The 18,719-nt window shown below is 69.2% G+C and carries 19 protein-coding genes; 13 read left to right on the forward strand and 6 right to left on the reverse strand.

Annotated features, from left to right (window positions below):
• The first annotated feature begins 35 nt into the window (after nucleotides 1–35).
• Genes SOM18_RS14465 through SOM18_RS14475 form a run of 3 tightly spaced genes read left to right on the forward strand, consistent with a single transcriptional unit; the run spans nucleotide 36 to nucleotide 2,782 of the window.
• Complete coding sequence (locus tag SOM18_RS14465; protein WP_167396700.1) at nucleotides 36–1,019, forward strand: hypothetical protein; 984 nt, start codon at nucleotides 36–38, stop codon at nucleotides 1,017–1,019.
• A 20-nt stretch (nucleotides 1,020–1,039) separates the two neighbouring features.
• Complete coding sequence (locus SOM18_RS14470; protein WP_031440538.1) at nucleotides 1,040–1,567, forward strand: DUF2141 domain-containing protein; 528 nt, start codon at nucleotides 1,040–1,042, stop codon at nucleotides 1,565–1,567.
• Between the two features lie 18 nt (nucleotides 1,568–1,585).
• Nucleotides 1,586–2,782 (forward strand): glycosyltransferase, encoded by a 1,197-nt coding sequence (locus tag SOM18_RS14475; protein ID WP_031440539.1) that lies wholly within the window; start codon nucleotides 1,586–1,588, stop codon nucleotides 2,780–2,782.
• Here SOM18_RS14475 and SOM18_RS14480 read toward each other — a convergent pair.
• Together SOM18_RS14480 and ubiG are read right to left on the reverse strand one after the other, a co-directional pair.
• Nucleotides 2,664–4,163 carry a glycosyltransferase family 39 protein gene (locus SOM18_RS14480; RefSeq protein ID WP_192007989.1) on the reverse strand — a complete coding sequence of 500 codons (1,500 nt, stop codon included), beginning with the start codon at nucleotides 4,161–4,163 and terminating at the stop codon, nucleotides 2,664–2,666. The two genes, SOM18_RS14475 and SOM18_RS14480, sit on opposite strands and share 119 nt — an antisense overlap.
• Before the next feature lie 347 nt (nucleotides 4,164–4,510).
• Nucleotides 4,511–5,251: a bifunctional 2-polyprenyl-6-hydroxyphenol methylase/3-demethylubiquinol 3-O-methyltransferase UbiG gene (gene ubiG, locus SOM18_RS14485; RefSeq protein WP_031440022.1), complete on the reverse strand. Its 741-nt coding sequence runs from the start codon at nucleotides 5,249–5,251 to the stop codon at nucleotides 4,511–4,513.
• A 52-nt stretch (nucleotides 5,252–5,303) separates the two neighbouring features.
• Between ubiG and SOM18_RS14490 the strand changes: the two genes are divergently transcribed.
• From SOM18_RS14490 to pal, 9 genes are all read left to right on the forward strand, one after another.
• A complete protein-coding gene (locus tag SOM18_RS14490; protein WP_031440023.1) occupies nucleotides 5,304–6,557 on the forward strand; it encodes an aspartate kinase in 1,254 nt (417 codons plus the stop codon).
• Between the two features lie 97 nt (nucleotides 6,558–6,654).
• A complete protein-coding gene (locus tag SOM18_RS14495; protein WP_031440024.1) occupies nucleotides 6,655–7,674 on the forward strand; it encodes an NAD(P)H-dependent flavin oxidoreductase in 1,020 nt (339 codons plus the stop codon).
• A 133-nt stretch (nucleotides 7,675–7,807) separates the two neighbouring features.
• Nucleotides 7,808–8,608 carry a hypothetical protein gene (locus tag SOM18_RS14500; protein WP_052380872.1) on the forward strand — a complete coding sequence of 267 codons (801 nt, stop codon included), beginning with the start codon at nucleotides 7,808–7,810 and terminating at the stop codon, nucleotides 8,606–8,608.
• 93 nt (nucleotides 8,609–8,701) lie between these two features.
• Nucleotides 8,702–9,163 carry a YbgC/FadM family acyl-CoA thioesterase gene (locus SOM18_RS14505; RefSeq protein WP_031440026.1) on the forward strand — a complete coding sequence of 154 codons (462 nt, stop codon included), beginning with the start codon at nucleotides 8,702–8,704 and terminating at the stop codon, nucleotides 9,161–9,163.
• Nucleotides 9,160–9,852 (forward strand): protein TolQ, encoded by a 693-nt coding sequence (gene tolQ, locus SOM18_RS14510; RefSeq protein WP_031440027.1) that lies wholly within the window; start codon nucleotides 9,160–9,162, stop codon nucleotides 9,850–9,852. Before SOM18_RS14505 ends, tolQ begins: the two co-directional genes overlap by 4 nt.
• Before the next feature lie 35 nt (nucleotides 9,853–9,887).
• Nucleotides 9,888–10,325, forward strand: a complete 438-nt coding sequence (tolR, locus tag SOM18_RS14515) for a protein TolR (protein WP_037531582.1) — start codon at nucleotides 9,888–9,890, stop codon at nucleotides 10,323–10,325.
• A gap of 27 nt (nucleotides 10,326–10,352) precedes the next feature.
• The gene (locus SOM18_RS14520; RefSeq protein ID WP_192007992.1) at nucleotides 10,353–11,429 is read left to right on the forward strand and encodes a cell envelope biogenesis protein TolA; all 1,077 of its coding nucleotides are present in this window, start codon (nucleotides 10,353–10,355) and stop codon (nucleotides 11,427–11,429) included.
• 200 nt (nucleotides 11,430–11,629) lie between these two features.
• Nucleotides 11,630–12,991, forward strand: a complete 1,362-nt coding sequence (gene tolB, locus SOM18_RS14525; RefSeq protein ID WP_192008196.1) for a Tol-Pal system beta propeller repeat protein TolB — start codon at nucleotides 11,630–11,632, stop codon at nucleotides 12,989–12,991.
• Between the two features lie 52 nt (nucleotides 12,992–13,043).
• Nucleotides 13,044–13,571 (forward strand): peptidoglycan-associated lipoprotein Pal, encoded by a 528-nt coding sequence (gene pal, locus SOM18_RS14530; RefSeq protein ID WP_031395926.1) that lies wholly within the window; start codon nucleotides 13,044–13,046, stop codon nucleotides 13,569–13,571.
• 224 nt (nucleotides 13,572–13,795) lie between these two features.
• On the opposite strand, the gene SOM18_RS14535 is transcribed toward pal, so the two are convergent.
• The 4 genes from SOM18_RS14535 to SOM18_RS14550 all read right to left on the reverse strand — a co-directional run bounded on the left by SOM18_RS14535 (nucleotide 13,796) and on the right by SOM18_RS14550 (nucleotide 17,384).
• Entirely contained in the window at nucleotides 13,796–14,662 is an 867-nt protein-coding gene (locus SOM18_RS14535; RefSeq protein ID WP_320481862.1) for a S1/P1 nuclease, read from the reverse strand.
• A complete protein-coding gene (locus SOM18_RS14540) occupies nucleotides 14,659–15,588 on the reverse strand; it encodes an isoaspartyl peptidase/L-asparaginase (protein ID WP_320481863.1) in 930 nt (309 codons plus the stop codon). The genes SOM18_RS14535 and SOM18_RS14540 overlap by 4 nt, the downstream gene beginning before the upstream one ends.
• Before the next feature lie 8 nt (nucleotides 15,589–15,596).
• Nucleotides 15,597–16,778, reverse strand: a complete 1,182-nt coding sequence (locus tag SOM18_RS14545; RefSeq protein WP_031440348.1) for an acyltransferase family protein — start codon at nucleotides 16,776–16,778, stop codon at nucleotides 15,597–15,599.
• Between the two features lie 84 nt (nucleotides 16,779–16,862).
• The gene (locus SOM18_RS14550; protein ID WP_031440349.1) at nucleotides 16,863–17,384 is read right to left on the reverse strand and encodes a DUF1993 domain-containing protein; all 522 of its coding nucleotides are present in this window, start codon (nucleotides 17,382–17,384) and stop codon (nucleotides 16,863–16,865) included.
• Between the two features lie 115 nt (nucleotides 17,385–17,499).
• Here SOM18_RS14550 and ispG point away from each other — a divergent pair, with 115 nt between their 5' ends.
• Complete coding sequence (ispG, locus tag SOM18_RS14555; protein ID WP_031440350.1) at nucleotides 17,500–18,639, forward strand: flavodoxin-dependent (E)-4-hydroxy-3-methylbut-2-enyl-diphosphate synthase; 1,140 nt, start codon at nucleotides 17,500–17,502, stop codon at nucleotides 18,637–18,639.
• The last annotated feature ends 80 nt before the right edge of the window (nucleotides 18,640–18,719 follow it).

Consider the following 18,719-nt stretch of genomic DNA (forward strand, 5'->3'; position numbering starts at 1 on the left):
AGGCCGGGTGCGCGGTACAGGACGAGGATCGTTCGATGCGTACGCGTATGACGGGCTCCGCGCTGACGGCCGGGAACCCGCCGGGTCGTTCCGCGGCGGGTGTGGTGCAGGCGGGGGTGGTGCAGGCGGGAGCCGATATCGTCGGGCTCGAACCGCTCAAGACCTTCCGCAGCCGGTGGCCGGCGATCATCGGCGCGGTGCTGACGCTGGCGATGATCGCGGGGCTCGCGCGCGAGCTGTTCGCGCACGGGCTGGCCGGACTGTCGCGGTCGGTGCCGTCCGATCCGCGATTCTATCTGTGTTTCGCGCTGCTCTACATGTCGCCGCCGACGGGGGATTACGTGATCTTCCGCCGGTTGTGGGGGATCCCGGTCGCGGGGCTGGTCGCGCTGATCAAGAAGCGGATCGCGAACGAAGTGGTGTTCGGCTATTCGGGCGACGCCTATTTCTATGCCTGGGCGCGGGCGCGGGCACGGATGGTGGCGTCGCCGTTCGGCGCAGTGAAGGACGTGACGATCCTGTCGGCGATCGCGGGCAACGCGATCACGCTGGCGATGGTCGCGATCGCGCTGCCGCTGAGCCGCGACCTGTTGCCGCCTGACCTGTTCAAGACGGTGCTGGGGTCGGCGGCGATCACCTTTGCGATCTCGCTGCCGTTCCTGATCTTCTCGCGGCGCGTCTTCTCGCTGCCGCGTGCGACCTTGTGGTGGGTGTTCATGATCCACTGCATCCGGTTGATGTGCGGATCGCTGTTGATCGCGCTCGCCTGGCATTTCGCGCTCCCCGGCGTGTCGATCGCGATGTGGCTGTTCCTCGCGGCGGGGCGGCTGCTGGTGTCGCGGCTGCCGCTGGTGCCGAACAAGGACCTGCTGTTCGCCAATTTCGCGATCCTGCTGATCGGCCAGGACCAGGCGCTGTCCGAGCTTGTCGCGTTCACCGCGGCGCTGACGTTGCTCGTCCATGTCATTCTGATTGTCATATTCAGCGGGCATGCGATCGCGATGAGGACGCGTGCGTGAACCGATTGCTTGGGGCGGGGATGATGCTGGCGGGGCTGGTCGCGGGTGCCGCCCCGGCATGGGCCGGCGGCCGGGCGGCGATCCAGGAGCCGATGCTCGGCGGCGACGCGCAGGCGTGCGAGCGCGACGAGGGGCCGGCGATCGCAGCGACGATCGTCGGACTGAAGGATCGCAAGGGCAATCTGATGCTCGAGCTCTATCCGCCCGACGAGGCCGATTTCCTGCGCGGCGACCGCGAGCTGATCGCGGCGGGCAAGACGTTTCGCCGCATCAGCGTGCCAGCCCCCGCGACCGGTCCGACTGCCTTGTGCATCCGCGTGCCGCACCCGGGCCGCTACGCGCTGCTGTTCACGCACGACCGTGACGGCCGGGCCAAGTTCAGTGTCTGGTCGGATGGCGCGGGGTTCGTGAAGGGCGACCGGCTCGGGCGATCGCGACCCAAGGTCGACCAGGCGATCGTCGAGGTCGGGCCCGGACTCACGCATGTCACGATCCGCGCGCAATATCTGCGCGGGCTGGGCGGGTTCGGCCCATTGGACGGCAAGTGAGGGGGCGGGCGGGCTGACATGCGGATCGTCGACGTCAACGAATTCTACTCGCCGACGGGCGGTGGCGTGCGCACCTATATCGACCGGAAGATGGGGATCCTCGCCGATCTGGGGCACGAGCTGATCGTCGTCGCGCCGGGCCGCGAGGACCGCGTCGAGGAGCGGCCGGGTGGCGGGCGCGTGATCTACCTCAAGTCGCCGGGGATGCCGTTCGATCGCAATTACGGGCTGTTCTGGGACCGTGCGGCGATCCACCGGGTGCTCGACGACCTCGATCCGGATGTGGTCGAATGCTGTTCGCCGTGGCGGCCGGCCTGGTTCGTCGGCGACTGGACGGGGCCCGACGGGCAGCAGCGCGCGCTGAAATCCTTCTTCATGCACAACGACAATATCGCCGCCTATGCGCAGCGCTGGTTCGCGGGGTTCGCCAGCCACGACCGGATCGAGCGCGCGTTCGGCTGGTACAGCCGGTACATGAACCGGTTCCTGACGCGGTTCGATACGGTCGTCACCAACGGACCTGCGCTGGAGAAACGGTTGCGCGCGCGTGGGGTCCGGATCGATGCGGCGATGCCGCTGGGGATCGAGCGCGGTCATTTCTCGCCACGGCTGCGCGACGAGGCGCTGCGAGGGCGGCTGTTGCAGCAATGCGGGTTGCCGGCGGACGCGATGCTGCTGATCGGGCTGGGCCGGCATCATGGCGAGAAGCGCTGGCCGCTGGTCGTCGACGCGGTCGCGCGCGCGGGCACCGACTTGCCGATCGGGCTGATCCTGTTCGGCACGGGCAGCCAGAGCAAGGCGATCGCGCGGCGGATCGGCGGATCGCCGCATATCCGGATGTTCGCGCCGGTCTATGACCGCGAGCGGCTGGCCGCGATCATGGCGAGCTGCGACGCGCTGATCCACGGGTCGGAGGCCGAGCCGTTCGGGCTGGTCGCGTCGGAGGCGATGGCGTCGGGGCTGCCGCTGATCGTGCCCGATACGGGCGGGTGCGCCGAGATTGCGGACCGGCATGCCAGCGAGCTCTATACCGCGCGCGATGCGACCGCGGCGGCGGCGGCGATCGCGCGGCTGTTCGCGCGCGACCGCGGGATGCTCAGGCGCGCGGCGGTCGTGGCGTCGGCGCAGGTCCGCTCGGATCATGCGCATGCGGTGGAACTGGTGGACTATTATGCCGGGCTGATCGCGGCGCGACGGGGGCGGCTGGCGGCGTGACCGACAGCCGGAAGCGGGTGCCGGGGACGGCGACCGCTCCGGATGCCGCCTTCTCGAGCGCGGCGTCGAGCCGGCGATCACCCGCGGTCGCGGCGGATTCGCCACCGGTGAGGATGACGGTGCCGGGGGCGAGGCGCAGGCGATCGCGCGCGACGAGGTGGAGCCGGACCTCTGCCGCAGCGTCGAGCAGGGCGCGGCTGCGGAAGTAGAAGGGGCCGGCGGCGAAGCGGGCATCGGGCAGGCGGCCGGTGGCGGGCAGGATCTGCGGCGACAGCGTGACGATCGGGCCGGCGATCCCTCGCGCATCGAGCGTTCGCCTGAGCGTGGCGGCTTCGCGCATGGCGGTGACGAGCGAAAGGCGGCCGGGCTCGACGAGCGCTGAGAGCGTGGGCGCGAGGCCGAGCAGCGCGAAGACGGCCATGATCCGGGTGGTCGCGCGGGTCGGCGGCTGCGCGGTCCAGGCGGCGGCGAGCGCGACGAACAGCGGGGGCAGCATCGGCAGCAGATATTGCCGCCAGGTCGGCACCGGGAGCAGCGCGGCGACCAGCCCGGCGAGGACGAGCAGGTCGGGCAGGGTGACGCGACGACGTCGGATCGCGGCGCGCGCGACGAGGACGAGGGCGGGCAGCGCGGCGCCGAGCGCAAGGAACTTCAGCGTATCGAGCGCCTTGGCGGCAAGCGACAGCTTCCAGGGCCGTGCCGCGTAATATTCTGCGGGCGCCTGGGCGGGAAAATGCAGCGTGCCGAACAGGAAGCCTTCGGGCGACACCGCGAACGTCCAGCCGACGAACGCGACGATCGGGACCGCGCCGAGCGCGACCAGCCAGACGCGGTGGCGGGGATGGACCAGCGCGTAGAGGCCGTAGGCGGCGGCGGGGAGGGCATAGGAGATCTTCGCGGCGACCGCGGCGGCGAGCAGAAGGCCGATTGTCAGCGCGCCGGCGCGGGTCCGGTCTTCGCGGACGATCAGCCAGAGCGCAGCGGCGAGGCAGGCGGCAGGAAGCGCGTCGTTGCGCGCGGTGCCGATGCTGAAGAGCAGGATGTCTGTGGTCGCGAACAATGCGGCGCAGAGGCGTGCGGTGGTGGGGCCGGCACCAGTGCGGCGCGCGGCGGCGTGGACGAACGCGACGCTCGCGAGGCCGAGCAGCGCGTTGGTGAGGCGGAGCGCGGGCCAGGTCCAGGCGCCGGTTAGAACGGCGATGGGTGCGAGGACGAAGGGCTGGAGCGGGGTCTGGAGATAGGCGAAGTCGCGATAGGGGAGCAGGCCGTGCGCGGTGAGGACGGCCGCAGCGACATACTGGCTTTCGTCATGGTCGACGGGGCGGAGGAGGGCGAGCGCGATGTAGAGCGCGGCTAAACCCCCTAGAAGAAGGATGTTCACCCGCGAAGGCGGGTGTCCAGTCTGGGCACCCGCCTTCGCGGGTGAACAGGGGTGGGGGGTGCCCTTGGTCATGTGACACCACCCCGCCAGTATTCGGTTCCACCCCGGCGGAGGCCGGGGCCCAGTTGGGGGACGGTCATGGCTGAGGGTCGCGTTCCGTTACTCAGGCTTTCCCAACTGGGCCCCGGCCTTCGCCGGGGTGGTAGCACCTGCTGAGATGGTAGCACCCGCTGGGGTGGTAGTGCCTGCCGCGGTGGTAGCGTGCACCGGGGTGGGAGCGCCACCCAAGGTGGTCGTGCCGACTGGGTTGGTCGTGCCCGCCGGGCTGGTGCCGGGCGGGGCAAGGGTCAGGCTTTTACCGCGGTCAGGAAATAGTCGAGGCTGGTCGAATCGCTGAGCGTGAAGCCTGTCGCCGGCGAGAAGCCGAGGCCTTGCGTGTGGACGACGTGGAGACCGGCGTCGCGCAGCAGCGCGGTCAGTTCTTCGGGGGTGAGGAACTTGTTCCAGTCGTGCGTGCCGCGCGGGATGCGGCCGGTGCCTTCCGCGATCGTGATCATCGCGAGCCGCGACAAGGGCGTGCGGTTGGGGGTCGACAGGATCAGCAGGCCATTGTCGGCCAGCACGCGCGCGAGGCCGCGGACAAAGCCGGCAGGGTCGCTGACATGCTCGATCACCTCGAGGCTGGTGACGAGGTCGAACTGGCCGTCGAGCCCCTCGACGCCGCCCGCGCGATAGTCGATCGCGAGCCCGCTCTGCGCCGCATGTATTTCTGCTGCGGCGATATTTTCGGGCGCGGCGTCGATCCCCGTCACGCTGGCGCCGAGCCGCGCGAGCGGTTCGCAGAGCAGCCCCGCGCCGCAGCCGACGTCGAGCGCGGTCCGGCCGGCGAGCGGGGTGAAGCCCGTGCCGTCACCGTGCCAGTGCGTATCGACCCGGTCGCGGATGTAGCGCAGGCGGGGCGGATTGAGCTGGTGGAGCGGCGCTGACGAGCCCTTCGGGTTCCACCAGTCGGCCGCCATCGTGCCGAAATGCGCGGCCTCCCAGGGATCGATTGTTGCGCTTTCGTTGCGGTCACTTGCCAGTATCATGCGCGCTACCTATCAGGGCCGCCGCTTCGACCCAAAGGGATTTACGCTGCCCATGGCCCGTATCGTGATGAAATTCGGCGGGACGTCGATGGCCGGGATCGAACGTATCCGCAACGTCGCGGCGCGCGTGAAGCGCGAGGTCGATGCGGGCAACGAGGTCGCGGTCGTCGTCTCCGCAATGGCGGGCGAGACCGACCGGCTGGTCGGCTTCTGCCGCGAGGCGTCGTCGCTATACGATGCGAAGGAATATGACGTCGTCGTCTCGGCGGGGGAGCAGATCACGAGCGGGCTGCTCGCGATCGCGCTTCAGGCCGCGGGCTGCAAGGCGCGGTCGTGGCTGGGGTGGCAGCTGCCGATCAACACGTCGGACGCGCATGGCTCGGCCCGGATCGGCGAGATCGACACGGTCGCGCTCGATGCGAGCCTGGCGGATGGCGTCGTCGCGGTGATCCCGGGGTTTCAGGGCGTGGCGGAGGGCCAGCGCGTCACCACGCTGGGGCGCGGCGGATCGGACACGTCGGCGGTCGCGATGGCGGCGGCGATGAAGGCCGATCGCTGCGACATCTATACCGATGTCGACGGCGTCTACACGACCGATCCGAGGATCGTGCCGCGGGCGCGCAAGCTCGGCAAGGTGACGTATGAGGAGATGCTGGAACTCGCCAGCGTCGGCGCCAAGGTGTTGCAGACGCGGTCTGTCGGCCTGGCGATGAAAGAGAATGTGCGCGTGCGCGTGCTGTCCTCGTTCGAGGATGGCGATACCAGTGACGGACACCGCGGCACGCTGATCGTGGGCGAAGAGGAAATCGACGATATGGAACGCCAGCTCATCACCGGCATCGCGCATGACAAGAACGAGGCGAAGATCACGCTGACCCAGGTCAGCGATCGCCCGGGATCGGTCGCGGCGATCTTCGCACCGCTCGCCGATGCGGGGATCAACGTCGACATGATCGTCCAGAACGTCGCGCATTCGACCGGGTCGACCGACGTGACGTTCACCGTGCCCTCGGCGGATCTGGCGCGGACGCTCGACGTGCTCGACAAGGCGAAGGACGCGATCGGCTTTGCGAGCCTGGTCCACGACACGCGCGTCGCCAAGGTTTCGGTGGTCGGCGTCGGGATGCGCAGCCATGCGGGCGTCGCCTCGACGATGTTCACGACGCTCGGCGAGCGCGGGATCAACATCCAGGCGATCGCGACGTCGGAGATCAAGGTCAGCGTGCTGATCGAAGAGGATTATACCGAGCTGGCGGTGCGTGTGCTGCACACGGCTTACGGGCTTGATGCCGAGGATGCGGCTTGACGGACACCGTCCGTTCGTTTCGAGCATTGTCGGGAAATATGTCACGGATACTGCGCGGGGTTTCTCGACTTCGCTCGACACGAACGGGAGTTTTGTAATGACCATCGGCAGCGACCGGCTTCAGCGCCGCATGGCGCGCGGCGCCGCATTCCTCGGGTCCGAGGTCGCGATCCTTGGCGGGGCGATGTCGTGGGTGAGCGAGCGCAACCTCGTCTCCGCAATTTCGAATGCGGGCGGGTTCGGAGTGATCGCGTGCGGCGCGATGACGCCCGCGTTGCTCGATGCCGAGATCGCCGCGACGCAGGCGATGACCGACAAGCCGTTCGGCGTGAACCTGATCACGATGCATCCCGATCTGGTCGAGCTGATCGCGGTGTGCACGCGGCACAAGGTCGGCCATGTCGTGCTGGCGGGCGGATTGCCGCCCAAGGGCAGCCTCGAGGCGATCAAGGCAGGCGGCGCCAAGGTCATCTGCTTCGCGCCGACGCTGGCGCTGGCCAAGAAGCTGATCCGCAGCGGCGTTGACGCGCTGGTGATCGAGGGCATGGAAGCCGGCGGGCATATCGGCCCGGTGTCGACGAGCGTGCTGGCGCAGGAGATGCTGCCCGAGATCGCCGAGCTGGTGCCGGTGTTCGTCGCGGGCGGGATCGGTCGCGGCGAGGCGATTGCGGGCTATCTCGACATGGGGGCGGCGGGCGTCCAGCTCGGCACGCGGTTCGTCTGCGGGACCGAATCGATCGCGCATGCCAATTTCAAGAAGGCGTTCATCCGCGCTTCGGCGCGCGATGCGATCGCCAGCGTCCAGCTCGACGCGCGGCTGCCGGTTATCCCCGTGCGCGCGCTGAAGAATGCGGCGGGCGAGCTGTTCTCGGCCAAGCAGCGCGAGGTTGCGGGGCATCTCGACGAGGGGCGCGTCGCGATGGGCGAGGCGCAGTTGCAGATCGAGCATTACTGGGCGGGTGCGCTGCGCCGCGCGGTGGTCGACGGCGATGTCGAGCATGGGTCGGTGATGGCGGGCCAGTCGGTCGGCATGGTCACGAAGGAAGAGCCGGTCGCGGACATCATCGCCGAGCTGATGGCACAGGCCGCGGCGGCGCTCGAGGCACGCGCGGCCTGATCCTTCGCCGGCCTAACACGCTGCGATCGTGCCGTTCGTCGCATTAGGGTTGCAGTCGCGTACGCGTTTTATACCCTGTTAACCTTATCGCGGCAGGTCTGTCTCGGTCGGGGGACAGCGAGGACTTGAGTCGATGAAGCGTCAGTTTGCGATGATTGCGGTGACCGCAGCCCTGCTCGCCGGGTGCGCGCGGAAGCCGGTCGAGGTCGCGGCGCCCGCACCGGCGCCGGTCGCGCCGGTACCGGTCGCCGCCCCGCTGCCCAAGGGTGCGTTCCCGGGGATGAAGATCCCCGCGGTGCTCGCCGACGGCACCTATCCGACGCCGAACCGCAACCTGACCGAATCCGCGAAGATCTGGCACCTGCGCGCTGCGCTGAACGTCGCGGCGCTGGCGTGCCGCGGACCGGACGAGGCGGTGATCGTCGCGGGCTACAACGCGATGCTCGCTGCGCAGAAGCCGGTGCTGGCCAAGGCCGAGGCGACCTATTCGGCGGAATATCGCGCGGGCGGCGGCGACTGGCAGGATCGCTACGACGATTCGATGACGCGGCTGTACAATTTCTTCTCGCAGTCGCCGTCGCGCGATGCGTTCTGTCAGGCGGCGGGGCGCGTGCTGGCGGAGGGCGCGAGCGTGCCGGGGGCGATGCTGGCGAGCTTTGCCGCCACGCGGCTGCCGATGCTGGAGCAGCCATTCACCGATTTCTACCGTGCGTTCGACGCCTGGCGCGGCACCGCGGTGCAGCCGCTTCCGGCACAGCGCGTGATCTTTGCGAGCAACGGCGCGGTCCCGGTCGGCGGTTCCGGCGCGGCACCGCTGCCGCCCGCCGCGCCCGCCACGCCGGGGTTGCAGGCGCAGCTCCGGCCCGTCACGCAGCCGCCGCTTCCCGTCGCGCCGCGTCCGCAGCTGCAGGTCGATCCGGGCGTCCTGCAATAAGACGAGTCGTATCCGCCTGCGCGGGTGCGAAACCGCGGGCCGGGCGACGCGAATGCTTTCTTCGCGGCGATGCTTGGGTTAACAGCCCCCGGAATGGCTGACGCAGAGCAGGATCAACCGGCGGGAGGGCGCTTTGCGGGGCGCGAGCACCGGTTCGCGCTGCGCGTGTATTTCGAGGACACCGACCTGTCGGGCGTCGTCTATCATGCCAATTACCTGCGCTACATGGAGCGCGCGCGGTCGGACATGCTGCGCGTCGGCGGGATCGACCAGCGCGCCGCGTTCGAGGCGGGCGAGGGCTCCTATGCGATCGCAAGCCTCGCCATCCGCTATGCCGCGCCCGCGCGGCTCGACGATGCGCTGGTGATCGTCTCACGGATCACGCAGGTCCGCGCGGCCAGCGTCGCCATTCATCAACGAGTCATGTGCGGCGGGCTTGTCTTGGCCGAGGCGGACGTGGTGGCGGCGCTGATCGCCCCCAACGGCCGGCCGCGACGCCAGCCGCGCGCATGGACTGACATCTACGAACGCCTTGTCTGGCAGGGGGAAGCATGAATCCGGTTCTGACTATGGATAGCGCGACATTGTCGCCGATCCACTTGTTCCTACAGGCCGATCTGGTCGTGAAGGGCGTGATGATCGGGCTGCTGCTCGCCAGCGTCTGGACCTGGGCGCTGATCGTCGCGTTCTGGCGGCGGCTGGGCAAGACGCGCAAGGGGCTGGTGCGGTTCGAGCGCGACTTCTGGAAGGCCGAGGACATCGACGTGTTCTACAAGGCCGAGAGCGAGACCGACCTGCCGTCGGCGCGCGTGTTCGCGGCCGGGGTGACCGAGTGGCGGCGGTCGACCGCGGGCGGCACGATCGACAAGGCCGGGACGCGCGAGCGGCTCGCCACGACGATGGGTGCGGCGGTCGCTCACGAGATCGACACGCTGTCGGACCGGCTGAACGTGCTGGCGACGGTCGGGTCGGTCGCGCCGTTCGTCGGGCTGTTCGGCACCGTCTGGGGCATCATGCGCAGCTTCACGAGCATCGCGGCGGCGCAGAACACCTCGCTCGCCGTCGTCGCGCCGGGGATCGCGGAAGCGCTGTTCGCGACCGCGATCGGCCTGTTCGCGGCCATCCCGGCGGTGATCGCGTACAACCGCTTCAGCCACGGCATCAACCGGATCGAGGCGAGCCTCAACCGCTTTGCCGACGGCTTCCACGCGACGCTGTCGCGGCAGCTGGACGGCGCGCGATGAGCGGCCGGCCGGTGCTGTGCACGGGAGGCGCGTAGATGGCGATGAACCTTCCTTCGGGTCGCGGTCGCGGGCGGCGCGCGCCGATGGCGGACATCAACGTCACGCCGATGGTCGACGTGATGCTGGTGTTGCTGATCATCTTCATGGTGACCGCACCGCTGATGACCGCAGGCGTGCCGGTGAACCTGCCCGATGCGCGTGCCAAGGCACTGGACCAGGAGCAGAAACCCGTCGAGATCTCGATGGATGCGACGGGCGCGGTGTTCATCGATCAGGACCAGATCGGCGAGGACGCGCTGCCGGTACGGCTCGCGTCGATCGCGGCGAGCCGGGCGGTCGGCAACGAGCCGCAGGTGCTGCTGCGCGCGGACCGCAAGCTCGATTACGGCCGGGTGATGCGCGTGATGGGCGAGCTCAACCGCGCCGGGCTGAACCGCGTCGCGCTGGTGACGGTCGAGGGCACCCCCAACTGATGTCGCGGCGGTGATGGGCCCTTGGTGATGGATCGCTCCGAAAAGATCGGATTCGGCGTCGCGCTGGTCGGGCATGTCGTGCTGTTCGCGCTGTTGTCGGTCGGGTTTCTCGACACGCCCGAGCCGCCCAAGCCTGTCCAGCAGCCGATCGACATCAGCCTGGTGCCCGACGTGGCGCTCGAGGCGACCGCGCCGCAATCGGCGGAGACGCCCGCCGAATCGGTCGCGCCCGACGAGGGCACGCCCGAGGATGCGGCCCCGCCCGCGCCGCAGGAGGCCGAGCCCGAGCCGCAGCCGGATCCGGTGCCGCCTGCGCCGCAGCCGGCCCCACCCAAGCCTGCGCCCAAGCCTGCCCCGCCCAAACCGGCGCCCAAGCCCGAGCCGAAGCCCGAGCCCAAGCCGGTGGCCAAGCCCAGGCCCGCGCCGCCGAAGCCGGTGGCGAAGCCCGCGCCCGTCCCTAAGCCGGTGGCCAAGCCTGCGCCGGCCAAGCCGAGCCCGGCGAAATCCAAGCCTGCGCCCGCGAAACCGGCGGCCAAGCCATCGCCCGCCAAGGCGGCACCGGCGAAGAGCGCGGCCAAGTCGAACGCGGCGCCCGCCAAGAGTGCGGCGTCCTCGGCAAAGCCCGCCAAGCCTTCGGCGACCAAGGGTAGTGGATCGACCGCAGAGGCCAAGGCGGCACGGCCGCGCGGGTCGCGGCTGGGCGACAATTTCCTCAAAGGCCTGTCGGCGGATCCGTCGCCGAGCAAGTCGGAAGCGCCCAAGGCGGCCAAGCTCGGCGCGCAGGCGGCGGCCAATATCGGCTCGGCGATCCTGCGACAGGTGCAGCCCTGCGCAAACCGGCAGGTGACGCCGGGGCCGGGCGCGGAGCGGATCCGGGTGACGATCAACCTGAAGCTCAACCGCGACGGGACGCTGAAGTCGCGGCCGACGATCACCGGGCATGCGGGCGTCGACGACGAGAACCGGCGCTATGTCGACCGCGTCGACGATCTCGCGATCGCGACCTTCACGGGCTGTTCGCCGCTGCGCGGTTTGCCCGACGACCTGTATGACGTGCAGAATGGCTGGAGCAATTTCAGCCTGCGTTACAAGCTTCCCGGATGAGGATGTCCGTTATGTTCCGATCGCTGTCCCCCCGCCGGCCCGCCATGATCTCCAGCCTCTTCCCCGGCGAAGGCCGGGGCCCAGGTGGAGAGGTTTTCGTGACGGCGCGCACCGTGCTTGCAGCAGCTTCTCCCAACTGGGCCCCGGCCTTCGCCGGGGTGGGGTCTGGGGTGAGGGCGGTGCTTGCTTCGGTCGGGTTGATGGCACTCGTTGCCGGCGGTGCGGCCAGTGCGCAGGATGCGCCGGCGCCGGCGCCGGTACCGCAGGCGGGGGCGCCGGCGGCCGCGGAGGATCAGTCCGGCGGGCTGGTGGTCGACGTGACGGGCGGGATCTCCGCGCCGATGCCGATCGCGGTGCCGGTGATGCCGACGTCCGCGGTGGTGTCGACGCCGGCGGGGTCGACCGACGTGCTAGGCCGGCAGCTGGCCGATATCGTCACCAACGACCTGCGCAATTCGGGTCTGTTCACGCCGCTCGCCCCCGGGCAGCTGCGCGCGATCGGCTTTCCCGAGGTTACCGCACCAGGGTTCGATTACTGGGGCAGCACGGGTGCGCAGGCGCTGGTGCAGGGCTTCATCCGCGCGAATGGCGACGGGAACCTGACGGTCGGCTGCTATCTGTACGACGTGTCGTCGCGCGCCGAGCTGACCCGGCAGGGGTTCGTCGTGCCGCCGTCGGACTGGCGGCGTGCCGGGCATAAATGCGCGGACATGGTCTATACGCGACTGACCGGCGAGGGCGCCTATTTCGACAGCCGCGTCGTCTATGTCTCGGAAACCGGGCCGAAGAATCGCCGGATCAAGCGGCTGGCGATCATGGACCAGGACGGTGCGAACCACCGGTTCCTGACCAACGGCCAGTCGATCGTGCTGACGCCGCGGTTCGCGCCGAACCAGCAGTCGATCGTGTATATGAGCTATGTGAACAACCGGCCGGCGATCTATGTCTATGACATCGGCACCGGGCGGCAGCGGCTCGTGGTGCAGAATGCCAGCCTGACCTTTGCGCCGCGCTTCTCGCCCGATGGCCGCAACATCCTGTTCTCGATGGCGCAGGGCGGCAATACCGACGTGTACCGCGTGTCGAGCCAGGGCGGCGCGCCGCAGCGGCTGACCAATTCGCCCGGCATCGATACCGGCGGCAGCTATTCGCCCGACGGATCGAAGATCGTGTTCGAGAGCGACCGGTCGGGCGGGCAGCAGATCTATGTCATGAACGCGGACGGATCGAACCAGCAGCGGATCAGTTTCGGCGGCGGGCGCTATGCGACGCCGGTGTGGAGCCCGCGCGGCGACCTGATCGCGTTCACCAAGCTGGGCGGCGGGTTCCGGATCGGGATCATGAGCCCGAGCGGCGGGGGCGAGAAGCTGCTGACCAACGACTGGCAGGACGAGGGGCCGAGTTGGTCGCCGAACGGCCGCGTTATCAACTTCTTCCGCTCGGGACGCGGCGGCGGGGGCAAGGCGGATCTGTGGTCCGTCGACCTGACGGGCGTCAACGAGCGCAAGATTCCGACCCCGCTCGACGGGTCGGATCCAGCCTGGGGCCCGCTGCGGCCCTAGACCGATTATGTAATCTATGTTGGAATATGTTCCGACCACGGGAGAAGATGTGATGGCCAAGTTTACGACAACGCTGCTGTGCGCGACCGCGCTGATCGCCGTCGCGGGCTGCGCCAAGAAGCGGCCCGAGACCCTGCCGCCCGCCCCCGTCGATTCGTCGGCGGGCGTCGACCCGACCGGCGGGCTGGCCAATGGCGGCGCGAACGGCGCGATCGTGCCCGGGTCGGACGCCGATTTCCGCCGCTCAGTGCAGAGCAACACGGTCAATTTCGCGCTCGACATGTACGATATCGATCCGACCGCGCGCGCGATCCTCGACAGCCAGGCCGAGTGGCTGGCGCGCAACCCCAATGTCCGGATCACGATCGAGGGGCATTGCGACGAGCGCGGCACGCGCGAGTATAACCTGGCGCTGGGCGACCGGCGGGCCAATTCGGCGAAGAACTACCTCGCGGCGCGCGGCGTGTCGGCGTCGCGGATGACGACGATCAGCTATGGGTCGGAGCGGCCGGTGGCGCAGGGGTCGGACGATGCGGCCTGGGCGGAGAATCGCCGGGCGGTCACGATTGTGCTGAACTAAGGGTTGGTGGGGAGGGCCCTTCGGGGGCCTTTCCCGCCGTCATCCCCGCGGAGGCGGGGATCCAGACTGGCTGACCGTCGGGCATGGTCGCGAGGGTAGCCGGTCTGGATCCCCGCCTTCGCGGGAATGACGGGGGGTCGTGTCTCTAGCCTCTTGCCCTCACCCTCCCATGCGCAAGGGCGCATGGGCCCCTCCCTCTCCCCCGAGGGGAGAGGGGTTTTGCTTTAGGTCAGGGCTTTGTCGAGGAGTCTGGCCAGGCGGAGGCCACCTTTGCGGACTTCTTCGCGGGAGACGGGGGCGATGCGGGCGATCGTGGCTTCGTCGAGTTTCACGCGCGGGGGGACGGGGGCGCAGGCGTCGCCGCCCAGCGCCGACGCATAGGTGACGTCGTGCGCGACCTGCCAGCTTTCGCGGCTCCAGTCGGCGACGGTGCCGGCCGCGATGCGCGCGCGTTCGGCGGCGGGGTAGCGGCGGACGAGCGAGGGCGGCGCGGAGATTGCGCGCTCGGCGAGCGTGCCGTCCCAGACCGAGTGGAGATTGAGCCGGGCGGGGGCGTAGATGCCGTAATCGGTCTTCACGTCGTTGCCGCCCTTGTCATGGCGATCGCCCGCGTGGAGCGGCTGGTGGAGATCGCCGACGAAGTGGATGAGGAAGGCGAGCGCCTGGACGCGATCGTGCGGCGACGTCTTGCGGTCGCGGAGCAGGGTCACGTCGCGGTCGATCTGCGCGGAGACGCAGTCGCCATCCTTGCAGGCAGGCGTCAGGTCGAACGGCGCGCAGACATCGACATTCTGGTAATGCCAGCTGTACGCAAAGCCGAAGCGCGACTTGCCGTCGGCAGTCTTGAGCGGCTTAATGCAATCCGCCCAGACACTTGCCTCTTCGATCGTGCCGGCCGGACATTCGGGGGTGTCGAGCAGCGCTTGCTGCGCGAGGATGCGGCGGATCGCGACCTTCGTGCGCGGCGCGACATTGGCATAGGCGATCTGCGCAACCGTCTCATGCCCATATTCCCAATAAGCGGAGGCGGGGGCGGCGGTCAGCGCGGTCGCGGCGAGGATGCCGAGCGCGGTCAGGGGCTTGCGAATCATGGCTGCTCACTAGCGTAGATGGCGACGCTGCGCGCGCCCTTTGCGGACGCGGTGCCGCGGTACATGCCGGGCGTGGTGAACGACCAGGCCATGCTGCCATCGGGTGCGACGACGATCGCGCCACCGGTGCCGCCGAGCGCGCGGACTTCGGCGAGGACCGCCTCGGTCGCGGTCTGGAGCGGTTCGCCGGTCAGCCGGACGCGCGCGGCGATCTCATGCCCGACGCCGACGCGCAGGAAGAACTCGCCCGAGCCGGTGCACGACACCGCGCAGGCGCGATCGTCGGCGAAAGTGCCGGCACCGATGACGGGCGAATCGCCGATCCGGCCCCAGCGCTTGCCGGTGACGCCGCCGGTCGAGGTGGCGGCGGCGACATGGCCGTGCGTGTCGCAGGCGACCGCGCCGACGGTCCCGTATTTCATGTCGACGTCGAACATGTCGCCGCTCGCCTGAAGCTCGGCGAATTGGCGGCGGCGCTCGTCGGTGGCGAACCAGTCCTGCTCCGCCTGTTCGAGGCCGTGCTCGCGTGAAAACGCGTCCGCGCCGGCACTTGCGAGGAAGACGTGGCGGCCGTCGTCGAGGATCGCGCGGGCGAGGCCGACCGGGCTGCGCGTCGCGGTGGCGGCAGCGACCGCGCCCGCGGCGCGCGTGCGGCCGTCCATGATCGCGGCGTCGAGCTCGATCCCGCCGTCATGCGTGAAGACCGCGCCGCGGCCCGAATTGAAGTGCGGATCATCCTCGAGCACGCGGACCGCGGCCTCGACCGCGTCGAGTGCGGTGCCGCCGCCCGCGAGCACCGCCGAGCCGGCATCGAGTGCGCGCGACAGGCCGGCGCGCGCGCCCGAATCCTGGTCGGCGGAAAGCATCTCGCGGTCGAGCTTGCCCGCGCCGCCGTGGATGACGAGGGTCCAGTTGGGTTGGGGCATGGGGGCTTTCACAAGGTTGGCGGGGTGGGACGAAGGTGGAGACGCAGCCCGATCAGCGGGCGCAAGGGGGCGACCCTGCGGCCGATCCGGTAGAAGGCGAAGCAGCCGGCGACGGTCGCGACCAGCAGCACCGTGAACTCGGCCCAGCCGGGAAGCCCCGCGGGGAGCAGCGCGTACATGACGAGGACGATGATCGTCTGGTGGATCAGGTAGAAGGGGAACACCGCCTCGGTCAGCATCGGCCGCCAGCGATGGTCGCGGTTGAGATGGCGTTCGGCGAGCCCGATCAGCGCGACGATTCCGCCCCATTGTTCAAGCGCATGCGCGATGCCGTAGGCGGTATAGAGCCAGTGCGGCTTCGCAACCCCGGCGGGCCAGCCAAGCTCTATGCCGAGGATCGTCGCATAGCCGAGCAGCGCGAGCCCGGCGCCGACCTTCCACAGCCGCGCGATCGCGGCGATCGCGGGTTCGGAGCGCGCGAGGCCGAAGCCGAACAGGAAGGCGGGGAAATAGGTGATGTGCGCGATCCAGTCGCCGAGCAGCGCCTGGCTCTCGGCCGCCATCTGGAACCACCAGCCATGGACGAAGATGAGCCAGGCGAGCGGCAGGAGCAGCACCAGCCAGCCGCCGAAGACGCGGTCGAAGAGCCGCTGCGCGCCGCGGCTGCGGACATTCTGGTGGCTGCGCAGGCTTCGTGGGCCCCGGACCAGCGCGACGCCGAGCGTCAGGACCGTCGTGTAGACAAAGAGATAGACGACGAACCAGAGGTGGTTCCAGGCGGGCAGCCAGAGCCCGTCGAGCGGGGCGAAGCGGAAGGCGTCGTGCGTCCAGAAGGTCCAGTAGCTGCCCGCATAGCCGTGCCGGGTGACGAGCTCGACCCAGGGTTGCGGGGGGACGATGACGAGGATGCCGAAGGCGAGCGGCACGAGCAGCCGGTAGCAGCGCGTCGCGAAGAAGCGGACCGGGCCGCTCGAGCGGCGGAGCAGCGCGCGGCTGGCATAGCCCGAGACGACGAACAGCAGCGTCAGCCGCCACGCATTGGTGGCGAGCATCGGCAACCGGACCCAGTCCTCGACATGCAGCGACTTCACGTGGAAGTTCCACGGCACGAAGACCATCGCGATATGGTAAAGGATCAGCAGGGCGAAGGCGCCGATCCGCAGCCAGTCCATGCCGTAATGCCGGGTCATCGCAGCGCCCTAGGCGGCGGGTGACGGGGCTGCAAGCACGCGCTGTCCCGTCACGCCGGCGCGGGCCCGCCCGGCCCGGCCCGGTCAGGCGGCGATGCGGGGGACGCCGAGGAAGTCGCGTTTGCCGAGCGGGACGCCCTGTGCGCGCAGGATCGCGTAGGCGATGCTGGCGTGGAAGTAGAAATTGGGCTGCGAGAAGGACAAAAGGAAGTTGGCGCCGGTGAAGGGCATGACATAGCTGCCGAATTCGAACTTCGTCGCGGTGGTGGCGAGCGTGTCGAATTCGGTTGGGTCATAGCCCTCGAGCGTCGCGATCGCGCCCTGGACCGCGGCGTGGAGCCCGGCGAAATCGGTCGGCCAGGCGCTGCGGTCGGGAGAGAAGACGCCGTCGCGGACGCCCTGCACGCCGCCCGCCGAATGCGCGACGCACGACTTCACCTGATAGCCGAAGGGGAGCATGTCGTCGGCGAGCCTTGCGTCGATCAGCGTGGCGGGGTCGATCCCGCGCTCGGTGGCGAAGGCTTCCGCCTTGTCGAGCAGTGCGTCGAGCGCGCGCAGGACCTGGAGATTGGAGGGGATCGTCGCATCGTAGAGGGACAGGGTCATCGATCGGGCTCCGCTGAGATGCGGCAACCTATGGCCGTGCGGCGGCATGTGCCAGCGTTGTTTCGCTCGCCGCGTCCAGCCGCTATATACGGCGGTGAACCCACGAGGAATCTTCATGTCCCTTCGTCCCTGGCGCGATATCACCCGCCGTACGAGCCGCCAGATCATGGTCGGCAACGTTCCCGTCGGCGGCGATGCGCCCGTCACCGTGCAAACGATGACCAACACGCCGACCGACGACATCAAGGCGACGGTCGACCAGATCCGCCGCTGCGAAGAGGCGGGCGTCGACATCATCCGCGTCAGCTGCCCCGACGTCGAATCGACCAGCGCGCTGAAACAGATCGTCCGCGCGAGCCGCGTGCCGATCGTCGCGGATATCCATTTCCACTATAAGCGCGCGCTCGAGGCGGCGGATGCGGGCGCGGCCTGCCTGCGGATCAACCCGGGCAATATCGGCTCGGCGAGCCGCGTGAAGGAGGTCGTCGACGCGGCGAAATCCAATGGCTGCGCGATCCGGATCGGCGTGAACGGCGGGAGCCTCGAGCGGCATCTGCTCGAAAAATATGGCGAGCCGTGTCCCGATGCGCTGGTCGAATCGGCGCTCGATCACATCAAGTTGCTGCAGGACCATGACTTTCACGAGTTCAAGGTCGCGGTGAAGGCGTCCGACCTGTTCCTGGCGGTCGCGGCCTATCAGCAGCTTGCCGAACAGGTCGACTGCCCGCTGCATCTCGGCATCACCGAGGCGGGCGGGTTCGTCGGCGGCACGGTCAAGTCGGCGATCGGGATGGGCAGCCTGCTCTGGTACGGGATCGGCGACACGATCCGCGTCTCGCTGTCGGCCGAGCCCGAGGAGGAAGTGCGCGTCGGGTTCGAGATCCTGAAGGCGCTGGGCATCCGCAACCGCGGCGTGCGCGTCGTGTCGTGCCCGAGCTGTGCGCGGCAGGGGTTCGACGTGATCCGCACCGTCCAGGCGCTCGAGGAGCGATTGCAGCATATCCGCACGCCGATGTCGCTCAGCGTGCTCGGCTGCGTCGTGAACGGGCCGGGCGAGGCGCGCGAGACCGATATCGGGATCACCGGCGGCGGCAACGGCAAGCACATGGTGTATCTGTCGGGGGTCACCGACCATCATGTCCAGGACGCGGACATGGTGAACCATATCGTCAAGCTGGTCGAGGCCAAGGCGGCGGAGATCGAGGCGGCGGATGCGGCGGTCGCGGCGCTGGTGCCGGAGATGGCGGCGGAATAAGCGGGGTCTTTCCAGGCGGTTGGCGGCTTTGCGTGCCGTCCTCACCTTCCGTCATCCTGACGCAGGTCAGGATCCAGGGT

This window comes from Sphingomonas sp. CFBP9019 (assembly GCF_034045155.1).
Taxonomy (GTDB): Bacteria; Pseudomonadota; Alphaproteobacteria; order Sphingomonadales; family Sphingomonadaceae; genus Sphingomonas; species Sphingomonas aerolata.